At 32.5% G+C, this 17,274-nt stretch carries 11 protein-coding genes; 4 read left to right on the top strand and 7 right to left on the bottom strand.

Annotated features, from left to right (window positions below; translation table 11 throughout):
* Positions 1-134: 134 nt before the first annotated feature.
* Entirely contained in the window at positions 135-2,387 is a 2,253-nt protein-coding gene (pta, locus tag VJY32_RS09155; protein ID WP_353677609.1) for a phosphate acetyltransferase, read from the bottom strand.
* A gap of 267 nt (positions 2,388-2,654) precedes the next feature.
* Between pta and VJY32_RS09160 the strand changes: the two genes are divergently transcribed.
* The 4 genes from VJY32_RS09160 to VJY32_RS09175 are packed head-to-tail and all read left to right on the top strand — an operon-like array spanning position 2,655 to position 6,706.
* On the top strand, positions 2,655-3,743 hold the full coding sequence (locus tag VJY32_RS09160; RefSeq protein WP_353677610.1) for an adenosine deaminase: 1,089 nt from the start codon (positions 2,655-2,657) through the stop codon (positions 3,741-3,743).
* 5 nt (positions 3,744-3,748) lie between these two features.
* Entirely contained in the window at positions 3,749-4,087 is a 339-nt protein-coding gene (locus tag VJY32_RS09165; RefSeq protein ID WP_353677611.1) for a hypothetical protein, read from the top strand.
* A gap of 2 nt (positions 4,088-4,089) precedes the next feature.
* Positions 4,090-5,742, top strand: a complete 1,653-nt coding sequence (hutU, locus tag VJY32_RS09170; protein ID WP_353677612.1) for a urocanate hydratase — start codon at positions 4,090-4,092, stop codon at positions 5,740-5,742.
* A 13-nt stretch (positions 5,743-5,755) separates the two neighbouring features.
* The gene (locus VJY32_RS09175; protein ID WP_353677613.1) at positions 5,756-6,706 is read left to right on the top strand and encodes an NAD(P)-dependent oxidoreductase; all 951 of its coding nucleotides are present in this window, start codon (positions 5,756-5,758) and stop codon (positions 6,704-6,706) included.
* 355 nt (positions 6,707-7,061) lie between these two features.
* On the opposite strand, the gene VJY32_RS09180 is transcribed toward VJY32_RS09175, so the two are convergent.
* The 6 genes from VJY32_RS09180 to VJY32_RS09205 all read right to left on the bottom strand — a co-directional run bounded on the left by VJY32_RS09180 (position 7,062) and on the right by VJY32_RS09205 (position 17,238).
* On the bottom strand, positions 7,062-8,786 hold the full coding sequence (locus tag VJY32_RS09180) for an endo-1,4-beta-xylanase (RefSeq protein WP_353677614.1): 1,725 nt from the start codon (positions 8,784-8,786) through the stop codon (positions 7,062-7,064).
* Between the two features lie 76 nt (positions 8,787-8,862).
* Entirely contained in the window at positions 8,863-9,696 is an 834-nt protein-coding gene (locus VJY32_RS09185) for a polysaccharide deacetylase family protein (protein WP_353677615.1), read from the bottom strand.
* Between the two features lie 21 nt (positions 9,697-9,717).
* Positions 9,718-10,650 (bottom strand): alpha/beta hydrolase fold domain-containing protein, encoded by a 933-nt coding sequence (locus VJY32_RS09190; protein ID WP_353677616.1) that lies wholly within the window; start codon positions 10,648-10,650, stop codon positions 9,718-9,720.
* Positions 10,651-10,850: 200 nt separating this feature from the next.
* The gene (locus VJY32_RS09195) at positions 10,851-12,749 is read right to left on the bottom strand and encodes a FlgD immunoglobulin-like domain containing protein (protein WP_353677617.1); all 1,899 of its coding nucleotides are present in this window, start codon (positions 12,747-12,749) and stop codon (positions 10,851-10,853) included.
* A gap of 58 nt (positions 12,750-12,807) precedes the next feature.
* Positions 12,808-15,558, bottom strand: coding sequence for a beta-galactosidase GalB (gene galB, locus VJY32_RS09200; RefSeq protein WP_353677618.1), 2,751 nt, complete (start codon positions 15,556-15,558; stop codon positions 12,808-12,810).
* A gap of 111 nt (positions 15,559-15,669) precedes the next feature.
* Complete coding sequence (locus tag VJY32_RS09205) at positions 15,670-17,238, bottom strand: endo-1,4-beta-xylanase (RefSeq protein ID WP_353677619.1); 1,569 nt, start codon at positions 17,236-17,238, stop codon at positions 15,670-15,672.
* Positions 17,239-17,274 lie beyond the last annotated feature (36 nt).

The raw sequence follows: 17,274 nt of genomic DNA on the forward strand, positions 1-17,274 counted from the left end.
ATATATTTTTAAGCAACTTTAATTATGATTTTATTGGGTGCTGATTATTATTAATCTTTATCCAAATATATTTTAATAAATTAAGAGCGAATCGGGGTGATTCGCTCTTTTAATAATACTGCTAATATATATAATTACTTTGCATTTTCTGCTTCAACAACTGCAATAGCAGAAATATTTATAATATCTCTAACTGTATCTCCTTTCTGAATTACATGAACAGGTTTTTTCATTCCAACAAGTATAGGACCGATAACAATTGCATCAGTTAATCTTTGTAATAATTTGTAAGCTATATTACCAGCATCGAGGTTTGGAAAAATTAAAACATTTGCACCACCTTTAAGATTTGAAAATGGGAATTCTGTTTCAATTTTTTCTGGAACTACAGCAGTATCAGCTTGCATTTCACCATCAATAATTAAATCAGGACATTTTTCTTTTACAATCTTAACAGCTTGAGCAACTTTTTGTGATTGAGGATAAGGAGCACTTCCAAAATTACTGAAAGAAAGCATTGCAATTTTGGGTACAATATCAAACATTTTAACTGCTTCAGCTGTATTTATTGCAATTTCTGCGAGTTGCTCTGCCGTTGGCTCTACATTTACTGTTGTATCAGCAAAGAAAAATATTCTTCTTTTTATTATAACTATATACATTCCTGATACAATTTTGACACCGTCTTTTACGCCAATACACTGAAGTGCCGGTCTAATAGTTTGAGGATAATGAGATGTTAATCCACTAAGCATAGCATCAGCATCCCCGAGCTCAACCATCATAGCACCAAAATAGTTTGGAATTTTTATCATATTTTTTGCATCTCTTTTTGTTACACCTTTTCGCTGACGTTTCTTATAAAATTCTTCTGCATAATAATCTGCTTTAGGAGAATTTTCAGGATCTATTATTTCAAATACATTTTCATCATAATTAAGTTCTTTTATTTTGTTTTTTATAATTTTCTCATTACCAAGTAAAATTGGCACCCCAATATCTTCATCATATACAGAGAATGCAGCATGAATAATTTTCTCTTCTTCTCCTTCGGGATATACAATTCTTTTTGGATTTTTACGAGCTTTATGAACCATAACACGAACAATTTCAGTAGAAAATCCCATTCTTTCTTGAAGTTGATCAATGTAAGCATTCATATCTTCAATTGGTTTTCTTGCAACACCGGTTTCCATAGCAGCTTTAGCTACAGCAGGTGCTACATACCATAAAACTCTCGGGTCAAATGGTTTTGGAATTATGTATTCTGGACCAAAAGAGAATTCTTTTCCACCATATGCATTAATAACAACTTCAGGAACTTTTTCCTTAGCAAGCTGAGCAAGGGCCATTGTAGCTGCCATTTTCATTTCCTGATTAATTTTCCTTGCACGAACATCAAGTGCACCACGAAAGATAAATGGAAATCCTAAAACATTATTTACCTGATTTGGATAATCACTTCTTCCTGTTGCCATTATTATATCTTTTCTTGCATCAACAGCATCTTCATACCTTATCTCCGGGTCAGGATTTGCCATTGCAAAGACAATAGGATTCTTTGCCATTGATTTTACCATTTCTTTTGATAAAATATTTCCAATCGATAAACCTATAAATACATCCGCACCTTTCATTGCATCTGCTAAGTCTTTATAAACAATATCTTGAGCAAATTGAGCTTTGTACTTATTTAAGTCTGTTCTATTTTTATTAATGTGCCCTTTTGTGTCAAACATTGAAATATTTTCTCTTTTTACACCTGCAGCTATATACATATTACAACATGCTATTGCGGAAGCTCCAGCACCTGAAACAACAATGCGAATATCAGATAACTTTTTGCCTGTAATTTCAATAGCATTTATTAGAGCTGCACACGAAATAATTGCAGTGCCATGCTGGTCATCATGAAAAACCGGAATGTTCATTGTTCTAATCAATTCTTCTTCAATCTCAAAACATTCTGGAGCTTTAATATCTTCGAGATTGATTCCGCCAAAAGTTGGTTCCAAAAGTTGAACTGCTCTTATAACTTCTTTTGGATCATGCGTATTTAGTTCAATATCGAAAACATCAATATCCGCAAATCTTTTGAACAAAACACCTTTTCCTTCCATAACTGGTTTCCCAGCGTGAGGTCCAATATCCCCCAAACCTAAAACAGCAGTCCCATTTGATACAACAGCAACTAAATTTCCTTTTGCAGTGTACTTGTAAACATCCTCTTCATTTTTTTCAATTTCTCTACACGGCTCTGCTACCCCAGGGGTGTAGGCTAAAGATAATTCGCGTGCAGTATAACATGGCTTGGTCGGTATTACTTCAATTTTACCTTTACGACCTTCGCTATGATATTTTAGTGCTTCTTCTTTACTAATTAACATTTTAAAACTTCCTTGAATTAATTTGTAAATAATAATTCATGTTCCTTTGGTTCTAAAATATGTATTAACTTTCAAATAAAAAAAGATTTTTATTCCTAAAGAATTAATGATTTTTATATATAATCTTTTTTGAGTCTTTATCAACTTTGATAAAGAAATTTACCTTAAAACTAATTAGCCCATATACTTATAAACTACATTCTGTATTTTTATAAAATTGATTTTAGAACATCAAAAGAATATTTTTGAGACTAAAAGGAAATAAAAATGAAAATTGAAGAGATTATTCGAAGTGTTCCTAAAGTATTGCTTCATGACCATTTAGATGGTGGCCTTCGTCCCCAAACTGTAATCGAATTAGCTAAAGATATTAAGTATAATAAATTACCTACAACTGATCCTGAAGAATTGCGTGAATGGTTTCATAGCGGCGCAAATAAAGGAAATCTTGTTGAATATCTTCAAGGTTTTGAACACACCTGTGCTGTTATGCAAACAAAAGAAGCACTATTTCGTGTAGCTTATGAAATGATGGAAGATATGAAAAATGATGGTGTTTGTTATGTAGAAACTCGATTTGCACCAGTCTTTCATACTCAAAAAGGCTTATACTATGAAGATATACTTAATGCAGTACTCGAAGGTTTGGAAAAGGGAAAGCAAGATTTTGGAGTTGGTTATGGATTAATCCTTTGCGGGATGAGAAATATGAAAAATACTTTAGAGATTGCCGAGCTTGCAGTAAATTTTAGAAACCATGGGGTCGTTGGTTTTGACCTCGCTGGTGAAGAAGGTGGCTATCCTCCTAAAAAACATCTTGAAGCTTTTCAATACATCAAACAAAAAAATTTCAATATAACAATTCATGCAGGAGAAGCATTTGGAAAAGAATCAATATGGCAGGCAATCCAAATTTGTGGCGCACATAGAATCGGTCATGCAACTCGACTAACAGAAGATATTGTATTTGATAAAGATGGAAATGTTGTTGCACTTGGAGAATTAGCTCAATATATTCTTGATACTCGTTTACCACTTGAAATTAATCTATTAAGCAATGTTCACACTGGTGCAGTTGATAGATTAGAAAATCATCCATTCATAAAATTATATAAAGAAAAATTCAGAGTATTTTTAAATACAGACGATAGATTAATGAGCAATACAACTTTAACAAAAGAATACGTCATTGCAAGTGAGTTATTCGGGTTGAATTTGGATGATATTGAAAAACTTAATATAAATGCTATGAAATCATCTTTCATTCCCTATAAAGAGAGATTGCATTATATTTATAATGTAATCAAACCTGGCTTTCAAAAAATGAGAGAAAAACTTCTATCACTAAAGGTATAAGAATTATGGCAAAACAACTTTTCAAGAATTACACTTACCATTTTGACAAGAACGAAAAAAAACTACTGGAAACATTCTGCAAAACTTTATTAAAACAGATGAGTGCTGATGAAAAATTTTATGGTGACATACGTGCATTTAATTCTATATTAAATAAACTAAATGAATCATCGGATGAAATTAGATTCACTAAAGAAGAAAAGACCAAGCTGGTTTTTAGATTAAAGGAAAATGTTGAGCATATAGAAAAGCAATTAAAGAAATCAGGGTTTATCAAAAGATGGCTTTTGAAATCTGTTTTTACACAATATAAAAATTTATTACAAAATCATTTTAATGAATAAACATGTCAACCAGAATTATTAAAGCTCCAGGAGGAAACAAATTAAACTGTAAAGGCTGGATTCAAGAAGCAGCAATGAGAATGCTGATGAATAATCTTGACCCAGAAGTAGCAGAAAAGCCCAATGAATTAATTGTCTACGGTGGTTCAGGAAAAGCAGCACGAAACTGGGAAGCATTTGATGCAATTATTGAATCATTAAAAAATCTTGAATCTGATGAAACACTTTTAGTTCAGTCTGGTAAACCTGTAGCAATCTTCAAAACATATTCTGATGCTCCTCGAATAATAATTTCAAATGCAATGTTAGTACCTGCATGGGCAACATGGGACGAATTCCGTCGTCTCGATGCTCTTGGGTTAACGATGTACGGACAAATGACAGCCGGCAGCTGGATTTATATTGGCACTCAAGGAATTCTTCAAGGCACTTACGAAACATTTGCTGAATGTGCACGTCAGCATTTTAATGGAACTTTAAGCGGAAGATTTTTACTTACTGCCGGTTTAGGCGGTATGGGCGGTGCTCAACCTTTGGCTGCAACAATGAACGGAGCTGCATTCTTAGGAGTTGAAGTTGATCGTTCTCGCATTCAAAAACGAATTGATACAGGTTATCTTGATATTATGACTGAAGATTTAGATGAGGCTCTAAAATTAGTTCTCGGGGCAAAAGAAAAAAAACAACCACTTTCGGTTGGATTACTTGGAAATGCAGGTGAAGTATTGCCAAAAATCTTAGAGAAAAATATTATACCAGATATTGTTACAGACCAAACTTCTGCTCACGATACATTAAACGGATATGTTCCTATGGGAATGACTTTCGAAGAAGCACTTGAACTTAGAAAAACAAATCCTAAAAAATATATTGAACTTGCAAAGAAGACTATAGTTGAACATGTAAAAGCAATTCTCGAATTTCAAGCACGCGGAGCAGTAGCTTTTGACTATGGGAATAATATCCGAGGAGAAGCGAAAGAAAATGGTGTTGAAAATGCATTTGATATCCCTGGATTTGTAGTGGAATACATTCGTCCACTTTTTTGTGATGGCAAAGGTCCTTTCAGATGGGCAGCATTAAGCGGTGAGCCAAATGATATTTATGAAACAGACAAAGCAGTTATTGAAACTTTTCCAGAAAATAAATCACTTGTAAGATGGATTGAGCTTGCTCAAAAGAAAGTTCATTTCCAGGGATTGCCAGCTCGTATTTGCTGGCTTGGATATGGTGAACGAGCTAAGATGGGAAAAATTTTTAATCGCCTTGTTGCAGAAGGAAAAGTAAAAGCTCCAATTGTGATCGGAAGAGACCATCTCGATTGCGGTTCAGTTGCATCTCCAAATCGAGAAACAGAAGGAATGATTGATGGAAGTGATGCAATTGCAGATTGGCCTATTCTAAATGCACTTTTAAATGCAATCGGAGGTGCAAGCTGGGTATCGGTTCATCATGGCGGTGGAGTAGGGATTGGTAAATCAATTCATGCTGGAATGGTTATAGTTGCAGATGGGACTAAAGAAGCTGAAGCTCGGCTCGAAAGAGTATTAAATTATGATCCAGCTATGGGAATAGTTCGTCATGCAGATGCAGGTTACCAAAAAGCAATTGATAATGCAAAAAAATTTGGCATTAAAATTCCAATGATAAAATAAATTAGAGGTAAAAATGAAAGTATTAATAGCTGACAAATTCCCTGAAATTTATATCCAACAATTAAAAGATGCAGGTTTAGAAATAATTTACAATCCTAAATTAGGCGAAAAAGATTTGCCAGAAGTTGCAAAAGATGTTGATTGCTTGGTTGTCCGCTCTACAATTGTAAATGCTGAGACAATTGAAAAATCTGAAAAACTCAATTTAATTATTCGCGCTGGTGCAGGTGTAAATAATATCGACATTCAAGCAGCAAATAAAAAAGGAATTGCAGTTTCAAATTGTCCAGGTAAAAATGCAATTGCAGTAGCTGAACTTGCAATTGGTTTAATTATTTCTCTTGACAGAAGAATTCCACACAATGTTCTTGATTTTAAGCAAGGTAAATGGAACAAAGGTGAATATTCCAATGCTCAAGGAATTTTTGGTAAAACATTAGCAATAATAGGTTATGGAAATATTGGTAAAGAAGTTGCGAAAAGAGCCAAAGCATTTGGAATGAATATTTATGCAAAAGACATTATTAAAATTGAAGACGAGGGTGTTAAACAATTTTCAGAATTTGAAGAAGTTCTTCCAATTGCTGATGTTATTTCTGTTCATTTACCAGCAACTCCAGAAACAAAAAATTTATTTAATGAAAAATTATTCGGATTGATGAAAAACGGAGCAATTTTTATTAATACTTCACGTGCTGATGTTGTTGATGAAGAAGCACTTATAAAAGCCGTAAAAGAAAAAAACTTACGTGTTGGTCTTGATGTATTTAAAGGTGAACCAGAAGAAAAAACTGGTGCAGTTTCTTCTAAGCTTCAAGAATTAGATAATGTTTATGTAACACATCATATTGGGGCTTCGACCGAACAAGCACAAAATGCAGTGGCAGAAGAAACTGTTAGAATAATATTAAGTTACATAAAAGACGGCACAGTTATAAATTGTGTAAGTAGAATTGGAAATTAAGTATAACAATGCTATTTTCTTCCAGTCATTCTGAGGAGTCCCGCCGAAAGGCGACAACGAAGAATCTAATTTCAAGTTTTCATCTTGTTAAGATTCTTCATTTCGCTTCGCACCATTCAGAATGACTGTGTTTTTCTTTCTTATGTCTTTCTCATGAGTTCGCAAAAAGGCTGTCGACTAAGAATCTAAAAACCAATTCTACATTTTTAAGAGATTCTCCCTCGCCTTTGGCAAGTCAGAATGACAATTCAACTTCTCCATTGTCATTCTGAGTGCGCCATTTTTGGCAGACGAAGAATCTAATACTTATTAATTCCTACTTCGTTTTTCTACTCTGGTAATCTTCACAACAAAATCATTTCGTCAGCATCATTTTTTTAACAATAAAATTCTTCCCTGCTTGAAGCGTGTAAAAATATACTCCACTTGAAAGATGATACTCATCAGCCGAAAATTCTACTTTGTAACTGCCTGCATCTTTGTATTCATTTACTAAAGTTGCTACTTCTCTGCCTAATATGTCATATACCTTTAATGTTACAAAATTTTTCTCTAGTAACTGATAACTGATAACCGTTGATGGATTAAATGGATTGGGATAATTCTGGCTTAAAAGGTAATTCTCAATTATGTTACCTTCTTCTATAACATCTGTAGATATTGGGACCAAATTTTTAATTGCATTTTCTAAATCAAACTTGGCTTTATATAAACTATCAGCTGCTGATTCCGAATTTGTATAATTTTTGCTCATAATATTTTTTGCATATGTTAAGGCAGTACTTAATCTTAACCATGAATCAGTTGTATATTCACTTTCCTTTAATGTATTGACAAATGATAAGAGTGAATCTAATGCATTGTAATTTATTCCAACTGAAACCACTGCATAAAATGCTGGCTTACATTTATTTTTACTATCCCATAAAGACGACGACTGATTAGTCTTGAAAGTATATTGGTCGTTTAATCCATCTTTAGAAACACTAATAATTTTGCCTCTGCCTGAGAAATAACTTCTTTCAACAAAGCATTTAAATAATTGAGCATATTGATTAGCTTGTTTCTGTAAAATTGAAGCAGACGGATTTGCATAACCAGTGGTTATATCAAGTTCTGTAATTGCCATTTCATTACATATTGGATAAAATTTATTATATGTAGAAATCCATTGAGAAGCAGTTGGTGAATTTAAATCATCATGTTCTTGCATTCCTATTCCATCTAAGTATCCTGCTTCAAAAATTGGTTTACAAATTTTTACAATTCCATCAGCTTTTGCTGGTAAATGTGTATTGTAATCATTATAGTAAAGTTTAATTTGAGTTTCACCATATTCGATAGTGTATTTGCGAGTTAGTTCAAAGGCTTTCATTATATAGCTATTATCGCCAAATGTTTGATACCATTCACTTTCTGTTCTATCACCTCCGTTATCATTCACTGCTTCATTTACTACATCCATAGCTGACAAAAGACCAGGCCAACCTTCATGCAATAATCTAATTACTTCTTTAATGTAATTTTCCATACGCTGAATCATTTTTTCTTTACTTAATCTGGGACCATTAATATTATAACCTGAACGGAAAAATTCAGCTGGAGTCTGACTATGCCAGATTAATGTATGTCCACGAAATGTAAATCCCTGGCGCTTAGCCCAATTTAATTGAGCAATTATATCACCATTAAACTTTACTATTGGATGAGTATCAGCATAATCTTTGTCTGTTGCTGCTAAATATGCTGAAGCGCTTGCACTAATATCAACAGTATATTGTGGTTTCATATTGTTGCCTGGAGACATGCTATTCATATGATATTTAATTAAATAACCACCGTTGGGGGCAACAACAGATGACTGACCCGGAACATATGGGTCGGCTGGAAATCCTATATGCCGATAAGATAAAAGACAACCAATATAAAAATCTTTTGCAAAAACATTTTTTAATGCTGGCACATTAGTTTCAATTGTATCTGATTGTGCATAAAGTGAGGATATTAAAAATAAAATAACTAATTTGATATAAATTACTGGTAAAATATTCTCCGATAAAATTTTAAATTGTTTTTTCATAATTATTGTCCTTAATTAAAAAAAATGACTGTAACTTAATTTTATTGATGGATTAATTTATCACCCTTTGTTTTATTCATTTATTATTATCATGATAATTTTTCAAATATTCTCCAATATCAATTAAAGGTGCTACCCAAACATCTTTTTCATTTTGTTTAAGATAATATAAAAGTTTACGATGAGCTTCCGATGAAACATTTATTGAGTGCTCTCCACCAACTCCATGAAAAAGAAAAACTAAAAGTGCATTTTCATTCATAACTTTTTTGACAAGCTCAATTAAATCTTCACCTGATTGCCCATTAACCATAAAACATCCAATATTAAACAAGTCAATTTCATCAATTTTTTGTATTACTCCACCAACTCCACGAGCTGCGATAAAATATTTTTTGACTATATTAACAAAAGATGTATCGCCTACTTTCATATCTCCGCAAGTGTAAGCAAAAGTTCTGTTTTTCTTTCCATCAATTGCTTCGAGCAGAACATTAGTCATTTCGATTTCATCAGTTATTCTTTGAAGTGTATATGAGTTCAAATCATATTCAGGCTTGACCCATTCCCTACCTTTCATATTTCCTATGCAAGGATGAAACAAAGTATGATTGCCTAACTCATGACCATTTTTGGAAGCTAATGCCCAATCTTGAATTCTGTTCTTGAATGCTAAAGCATTCCCTGGAATATAAAATGTAGCTCTAAAATTCAAAGAATCTAATAATGGAATTACATTATCGAGATGTACATTCAACGCATCATCATAAGTTAATGCAATTGCACATTTTTTATTATTCCACAATTTTTTCTCCTGAGCATATGATATACTTTGAAGAAAAATCAAAGTGGATAAAAAAATTTGTGTTATCATGAATAAAGAAAAATACTTGCGATTTACTGATTTCATAAACACACCTGAAAATTATTTCTAATTAGAATTAATTATTTTATTATTTTTTAGAAACTCTCGAATTTCTGAAAAACATTTTATTAGAGTTTCTTTATTAAATCCACCGTGTTTTCCACCTTTGACTGTGATTAATTTATTAGGCACTCCATATTTATCCAATGCAACATGTAGTCTAACTGCTTGATTGTAAGGCACGATATCATCCAACTCACCATGAATAGTAATAATTGGTGGTAAATCAGAACGGACATAATTAATTGGGGATAACTGCTCTGCAAGTTCTTTTCTATTTTGTAAACTGCCAAACCATTCAATTGCATAATGTTTGGCATTTTGTCCTTCAAGAAGTTCAGCAACATCTGTAATACCATACCAATTTATAATTGCAGCAACTTTAACTTGAGGTTCAAAAGCACTTTGCCAGCGAGTGCTGTCATGAGTTGCACATTGTTTATCAAAAATAGATTGTGGTGGAAGCATACCTGTAATCAAAGCAAGATGTCCACCAGCAGAACCGCCTGTTAAAACAATTTTAGACAAATCAAAATTGTATTGATTTGCATGATAATAAACCCATCGAAGTGCACATCTGCAGTCTTCTACTGCAGCAGGAGCTAATGAAATTTTTGCAATTCGATATTCAACATTAATTACAGCCCAACCCATAGATAAATATGGAAGAAGTTGCATTACATTTCGTTCTTTTTGTCCTGCAACCCATCCACCTCCATGGAACAGCAATAATGTTGGCAATGGATTAGTACGATTTTTAGGTAAATACAAATCAAGTTTTAGTTCATAATTGTTAGCTACTGTATAGGTGATATTAGGGAAAATGTCATATTCACCAGAAGCATAGTCTACCCAATTTGATGGAACTGATAATTGCTCTTGGCCATAAATTGTGAAAGAAATAAATAATATTGCAATAATCAAAAATGTTCGATGCATAACAGCTCCTATGTGTTAATATTTTATTACAACTTACCAAGCATAAGTTTTAATGAAAGAATTATCACGTTTTTCAGAAAAATAATTTTTACAGTATCATTAACGAAATAAATTTCGCTTTACAAATGTTTCACTATCTTAAAATAATGTATTAGAATTTTCTAATAGACGAATTATTTAATATAAAATCTTATATCTAATTATTCTGATACGAAAGTTGTTATACTTAATGGTTCCAAAGTAAAAGTAAATTTACCGTTTACAACATTAATTACATTTCCTTTCTGGCAATTCTTCTTTTCTGATGTTGTATATGGTGTAAATGAAATTACATTACTGTTTTGTATTCTAAAAACATTTTGTATTTCATTAGTGCTGGAATTTAAAGCAACAATTATTAGTTTAGATGATGAAGGATCTTTATAAGCTGTAACATCAACACTGCTAACAGCAGGAGCAACACTGCTTTCAACTCTATAGAAACCAGGTCGAATAAATCTTGCGAACTGTGACATCACATAACCTTTTTTTGTAACCTCCCCTTTTATTCCACTGTTATTCGTTCCATCACTTATTGGTCCATAAAATCTTACGATATACCACCACACATATGCGCTCATACCAGCTTGCATTACATCAGTTATTTCTTGAGCTACTGGTAAAGCTAAAGACCAGCTTGTTGGATTAGTTGTATTATCACTTCCCGTTAAGTGTTCAGTCATCCAGATTTCTTTTCCTCTTTGTTCAGCTAATGGATAAGGAGCTAAACCACCGCCATAAATATGTCCTGCAACTATATCAAGATTTTTGCTGGCTACTGAATCATTAAGTATCGGGTCAGACATTTGACGCCTGAATTGATATGATTCTGGTGCCATTACCTTAGTTTCTATCAATGAGGCATTTTCTCTTAAGAACTTAACCATTTGTTCCGGAGTCCAATCGCATGATTCATATGTCACTTTAATATCAGGTTCATTTTGTATTGAAACAGCATAAATTGGTACTCCCTGATTTTCCATATATTTCACAAATGCATTAAGATGCTTTGCATAATCATCATAAGCATCCTCTCTCAATTCTCCACCCACAAGATTATTGTTTGTCTTCATTGATGCAGGTGGACTCCAGGGTGATGCAATTATAATTGCTCCTTTTTCATATGCTTTTTTTGCTGTTGAGACATTAGTATACCATAAATTACTATCAGGTTGAATCCTGATTCTTAATATTGTAAAACCAAGTTGTCCTTCTCCTGTACCAAATGCAGTTTCAATTTCAGAATCAGTCATATCTGGTCGCCATTGAACAATATTTGCAGCTCCAAAACCTCTTATAATCTGATAAGTTTTTTCAGGGTTAATTGAAAGAGTAGTAATATAATTTACTGAAAAATTTATTGTAGTATCCCTATTAATTACAATTTTATCATATTCAAGAGGAACTATTATGGGTGTAGTATTTTCACCATTTTGAATTCTCACTTTATATGATGTGCTCTGGAAACTTTTAGATAAATTATTAAAATCAATATTCTTCATAGAAAAAGAATAATTCAATGGCATAAGCCCATTTGCATTTTGAGTAAATATCATTTTCTTAACTTGCGATTCGCCGCCTGCATCAAGCTTATAGAAATAAATACCGTTAGCTACTTTTTGTCCAAAATTATTTCGACCATCCCACACAATATTATAAATACCTCTTGATTGTAAACCAAAATTAAATTTTCGCACAACTCTACCAAGTATATCATAAATTGTAATTTGAACATCAGATTCTTTATTCAAGCCATATGGAATAGAAGTAGAAGTTGAAAAAGGATTGGGATAATTTTGACCAAGAATAAAATCATTGGGAATTTCATTTGGATTATCGATTACAGAAGTAAGTATATCAATTTTATAATTCCCTGAATTATCTGTTAATGTCGTATACTTCTTTGTAGTATCTGAATTATCAATAAAAGTTACTACTGCATCTTTAACTGGAAATCTTGAGGAAGTAATTTTACCATTAATCGATAATGTTTGAGAGTAAAGTGAAATAGAAAAAATGAAACAATTAATTACTAAAAGAATTCGCAATTTAATACTCATATTAATTCCTTCTAAATTTTTGAATAACATTTAAAAAAAGAATTTATTATTTATAAAATTATCTTTGATTCATTAACTTACTTTCAATAATAATTTTTGCTTCTTTTAATCCTTCAGCTTTAGCAGTAATTTTTATTTTGCCATCTTCATTATATTTAGAACGAACAATTGCTAAAGCATATCCATTAAATGCTCTGCGAACATGTAAAGGAAATGGTGTCATGTCTGTTGGGTCTCCATTATCAGTTGCAACTATTTCACCAGGTCCTTCTATCTCAAATTTAATTTCATTTGATGCAGTCGGTACAATAATCCCATTTTTATCTAATACTTTAAGTGTTATAAATGATAAATCTTCTCCATTTGCTTTTATGATTTTTCTATCTGCTTCTAAATTTAATTGAGCGGGTTCTAAAGAAGTTCGAACGATATCTTTAGCCCAAACTTTGCCATTTTTATAAGCAATTACCTTTAATTCACCCGGTTCATATTTTACATCGTCCCAACGCAGACGATATTCATACTGTCCTTTTTTCTTTTTGCCAAGTGATTTGCCATTAAGAAATAATTCTGCTTCGTCACCTGATGTAAAAACATGAACTGGTGTAATTTTTCCAATTCTGTCAGGCCAATTCCAATGCGGTAAAATATGAGCCATTGGGAGTTCGGGTCTCCAATATGATTGATATAAATAGAAACGATCCTTCTTAAATCCCGCTAAGTCAATAATTCCAAAATATGAACTTCGTGATTCATAATAAGGGGTTGGTTCACCAAGATAATCCCAGCCGCTCCATACAAATCCACCGGCTACAAAAGGATGCTGGTCAAGAGTAGCAAAAACCTTATCAGCTGATGAACCGAAATCAGCAGTGTGTAATTCATAAGCACTTACATATCTTTTATTTGAATCCCCTCCTAAACTGTCGCTTACAGGTGCACTGATACCACTATACACTGGGAAAAGATAAGTGCCGCGGCTACTCAATGCTGCTGCATTTTCGCTACTTAGTATAACTTTATCCGAAAATTTTTTGTGAAACGCCAAATAGAGTGGTTCAGTTTTTATTCCTTTTAAATGCAAATATGCTGGTGCATTTCGTATTCCTTCTCCTTGATAATTAAGACTAATTACATCCCATACTTTTGAAAAAGGCATATCTGGTTTTGCATAATTCATTGCAGCGGTTACTGGCCGAGTTGGATCTTCTTCCTTAGCAATATTTCGTAACTTTCGAGCAATAGAAGCACCTTGTTCATCTGTATATTGTTCTCCTACTTCATTTCCTACACTCCAGATAATTACAGAAGGATGATTTCTATCTCTACGAATAAATGCTCTTAAATCCTGCTCATGCCATTCAGGAAAAATAAGATGAAAATCCAGAGGAGTCTTTTTTCTTTCCCAGACATCAAATATTTCATTTATAACTACAAAGCCCATCTTATCAGTTAATTCAAGAAATTCTGGAGCGGGTGGATTGTGAGCAAAACGAATAGCATTGCAACCCATTTCACGAAGTACTTCGAGTTGACGCTCAGCTGCTCGCATATTAAATGCTGCACCTAATGCTCCAAGGTCGTGATGCAGATTTACTCCATTAATTTTTACTTTTTTACCATTTATAAAAATGCCTTTGTCCGGATTGAATTCAATTGAACGTATGCCAAATTTTGTTTCGTAATAATCTACAAGTTTGCTATCTACATATAATTCTGTAACTGCTACATATAAATTTGGTTTTTGGGCTGGAGGTGGCCCCCATAATTTGGGGTTCTTAATTAAAACAGAATCTGAAATTTCAGCTGTTTTGCCTTCAGTAATTTCGAGTTTAACAGGTTTAGAACATGCCACTGCCTTTCCAACTTTTTCTCCTTTTTCATTTAGTGCAAAAATTTTTGTAACTGTTGAAACCGTAACATTATTATCCGAATCATTTTTAATTACCACTTTCAAATGAACTATTGCTGATGAAAGAGATACATTACTGGTTGTTATATAAGTACCCCAATTATTTACATGTATGGGATTAGTTTTAGACAACCATACATTTCTATAAATTCCTCCTCCAGGATACCACCGAGACGAGTTAGGAGGATTATCTAATCGAATTGCAATAATGTTTTCATCACCATAATTGATATAAGGAGTAATATCTAAATACCAGGAAGCATACCCATAAGGCCAGCCGCCTGCAAGATGACCATTTACCCAGACCATTGCATAAGACATAGCACCATCAACTTCAAGAAAGATACGTTTTTCTTTATCTTCTTCTGGAATGAAAATTTTTTTTCTATACCATGCAATACCATGACTTGGTAAACGTCCCATGCCACCACCTACTTCAGCATCCTTTCCTTCTAAAAATGGTCCTTTAATAGCCCAATCATGTGGCAGATTAACTTCTTCCCATGATCTATCATCGTAATTTTTTAATAAAAATGGGAAATCACCACCAGGATTGCCTGCAGGTTTTTTATAATGTTTAGAAGTATCTTTTATAAACTCATTCCCTGTTGGTAATATCCAGGGTTTAAGAACCATTTTATTAACATTCACAATTTGAGCTTCAGTCGGAATTTCATCTGCAGGTTTATTATCATCGTAATTTTTTATATCAGGCCTCACGTCGTATATTAAGCTATCGGCACAATCGAGTGATTCATACTTATAAAAACGCCACCCATTATTAATTAGAATTTTTTGTCGAACTTGATTTATACTTTTATCAAACCGCTGTTGTGAATATGTTGAGGAAAAAATAAATATTGCCAATAAAAGCTGAGAAATAATTTTAGCAACCATTTTAATACAAGTATAGTTTTTTATTTTTATGCTTGAAGTACCAGTTATGAATTGTATTAACTAAAAAACTTTTAGGAATCATAGTACCAAAGAAAATACTTCATTAGTAAATTATTTTTGAATTATTAATTTCCTGTTAAAAATTTTATTGTCTGCTCTTAATTGATAGAAATAAATACCACTTGCAATATTAGAAGCATTAAAAATTATTGAATAGGTACCAGGATTTTTTTGTTCGTTCACGAGAGTTTTAATTTTTCTCCCAAGTAAATCATAAACTGTTAAAGATACATTTACATTTTTATCTATACTATAACGAATTACTGTAGATGAATTAAAAGGATTAGGGTAATTCTGGAATAAATAAAATTCAGTTTTTATAATATTGTCATCAACAGAAAGAATTTTATCTCCAGTAGTAAACTTAACTGCCGTTGTAAATTCACTTTCTCCATATGAATTAATTGCTTTTACACGCCAGTAATAAGAACTGTTTGCTTCAAGCGGTTTTAAATTAATAAGAGTATCTTTAACTAGTGTATCGATTTCTATTCTGATAAAACTATTATACTTAGATACCTGAATTTGATAAGATTCAGCTCTTAAAGATTTTTTCCATATCAATGTTGCATTTCTAAAAACATTAGTAGAGTCAACCGGGGAGAGCAAAATTGGTTGAATTGGAACATTAACATATTGCTTAAGCCACTGCATTGCTGCTCTTTCATCATTGTTTGATAAAATTAAATAAGTATAAGGATGGGCTGACCAGACATCTCCTTGAATATAACCCCAGAATGTTATTCCTTTAACTTGAGGATGAGACCAGAAAATTGGGAAATAAATTTTATATTGTTCAAGCTGGGCCTGGTCATTAAATTCATCAATATCAAATTCTGTAATGTAAATTGGAAGACCTGTAGCAGATAGTCTTTCAAGATTGGATTTTATAGTATTGATGTTATAAACATACTTATTAGTTGTTGCATCTGTTTCGCTACGAAACTCAAAATAATGTCCTTGTATTCCAATGCCGTCAATCAAATTTCGGCTTTTTAATAATTCAATTAATTTAATATAGTTAGTTGTAGTTGTATTATCGTGGAGAACATTATATTCATTCAATAAAAGTTGAGAAGATGAAGAACAATATTTTCTTGCTAATTCAAAAGCACGAATTACCCAATCCCAGCCAGTTGAACCATTTCCACCAAGTGCTTCTTTGTATGAAGGTGGTGCATGAAAAGGTTCATTAACTACATCAACGAGTGCCATTTTAGGATATCTTTCACCAATAGCTTTAATCCAGTTTTCTACTGCCTGACGTTGCTGAGATGTATCGAGAGATTTAATCCATGAAGGTTCCTGCTGTCCCCACACTAAAGTATGTTCTTTAAATAGTAACCCTCTATTTACAGCAAAATTATAAATCTTATCTAAGTTAGTCCAATTATACACTCCACGAATAGGTTCTACTGAACCCCATTTGCCGTCATTTCCAGGAGTAACTTGATTCCAGTATTTATCAAAATTACGCCATATGTAACTGCTGGTTCCAGCACCAAGAAATTTTTCTTTTCCTTCAGCAAGCGGTTGACTTAATATTCTTTGATTAATTATTAAAAAGAAAAATAAAATAAAATTGTTTATTAGGATTTTTTTTGTTCTATATGAAATCATTTTTAATCAATATCAAGTATTAAGTATAAAAGTGAA

This window comes from Rosettibacter primus, from assembly GCF_036860675.1.
In the GTDB taxonomy this organism is placed as follows: domain Bacteria; phylum Bacteroidota; class Ignavibacteria; order Ignavibacteriales; family Melioribacteraceae; genus Rosettibacter; species Rosettibacter primus.

Coding starts and splice junctions, on each gene's coding strand:
- pta (WP_353677609.1), bottom strand. CDS start 2,387: ATGTTAATTAGTAAAGAAGAAGCACTAAAATATCATAGCGAAGGTCGT.
- VJY32_RS09160 (WP_353677610.1), top strand. CDS start 2,655: ATGAAAATTGAAGAGATTATTCGAAGTGTTCCTAAAGTATTGCTTCAT.
- VJY32_RS09165 (WP_353677611.1), top strand. CDS start 3,749: ATGGCAAAACAACTTTTCAAGAATTACACTTACCATTTTGACAAGAAC.
- hutU (WP_353677612.1), top strand. CDS start 4,090: ATGTCAACCAGAATTATTAAAGCTCCAGGAGGAAACAAATTAAACTGT.
- VJY32_RS09175 (WP_353677613.1), top strand. CDS start 5,756: ATGAAAGTATTAATAGCTGACAAATTCCCTGAAATTTATATCCAACAA.
- VJY32_RS09180 (WP_353677614.1), bottom strand. CDS start 8,786: ATGAAAAAACAATTTAAAATTTTATCGGAGAATATTTTACCAGTAATT.
- VJY32_RS09185 (WP_353677615.1), bottom strand. CDS start 9,696: ATGAAATCAGTAAATCGCAAGTATTTTTCTTTATTCATGATAACACAA.
- VJY32_RS09190 (WP_353677616.1), bottom strand. CDS start 10,650: ATGCATCGAACATTTTTGATTATTGCAATATTATTTATTTCTTTCACA.
- VJY32_RS09195 (WP_353677617.1), bottom strand. CDS start 12,749: ATGAGTATTAAATTGCGAATTCTTTTAGTAATTAATTGTTTCATTTTT.
- galB (WP_353677618.1), bottom strand. CDS start 15,558: ATGGTTGCTAAAATTATTTCTCAGCTTTTATTGGCAATATTTATTTTT.
- VJY32_RS09205 (WP_353677619.1), bottom strand. CDS start 17,238: ATGATTTCATATAGAACAAAAAAAATCCTAATAAACAATTTTATTTTA.